The organism is Maribellus luteus (genome assembly GCF_003576475.1).
GTDB classification, from domain to species: domain Bacteria; phylum Bacteroidota; class Bacteroidia; order Bacteroidales; family Prolixibacteraceae; genus Draconibacterium; species Draconibacterium luteum.
In genome coordinates this window covers 1-501 of the sequence record NZ_QWGR01000351.1, presented here as the reverse complement: position 1 = coordinate 501, position 501 = coordinate 1, and the positions used below count along the sequence as shown (strand labels likewise).

General features: G+C 61.1%; 2 protein-coding genes. Both read left to right on the top strand.

What is annotated here, in order from left to right; translation table 11 throughout:
- A partial coding sequence (locus tag D1614_RS29190) for a hypothetical protein (protein WP_497006699.1) occupies nucleotides 1-245 on the top strand: 245 nt, incomplete at its 5' end.
- A 152-nt stretch (nucleotides 246-397) separates the two neighbouring features.
- Nucleotides 398-501, top strand: a 104-nt coding sequence (locus D1614_RS29185) for a hypothetical protein (protein WP_497006700.1), incomplete at its 3' end; no start/stop codon positions are given.

Sequence of the window (501 nt, the reverse complement as noted above, 5' to 3'; positions counted from 1 at the left end):
CCGGCGTCATTATCGGCCCGTTCGCCCTGGGCCTGACCGGCCAACTGGCCGACGTCATGAAGTTCGCCGAGTTCGGCGTGGTCATCCTGCTGTTCCTGATCGGCCTGGGGTCGTCGCTGACCTGGGTGCTGCTCGGGACCTCTCTGCAGGCGGTGGTGAAATCCCCCCGTGCGGTCCGCATTTTCAACGTCGTCATGGCCCTGCTTTTGCTGGCCTCGCTTTACCCCGTTCTGAAGGAGCCCTGATTTAGTTGCACTGCAGAAATGGGGCTTACGGGCTTGTCTCGTAGCACCAGCCGCCCTACATAACGGCGGCAATTCATCCGGGCCCTGGCCCGATCCCATCCGAAAAACGCACGAACAAGGCCAATCGTGGCCGCCTGAGAAGGAAAACGAAAATGCGTGTTTACTACGATCGCGACGCCGACCTGAACCTGATCAAGGGCAAGAAGGTGGTCATCGTCGGTTACGGCAGCCAGGGCCACGCCCACGCGCTGAACCT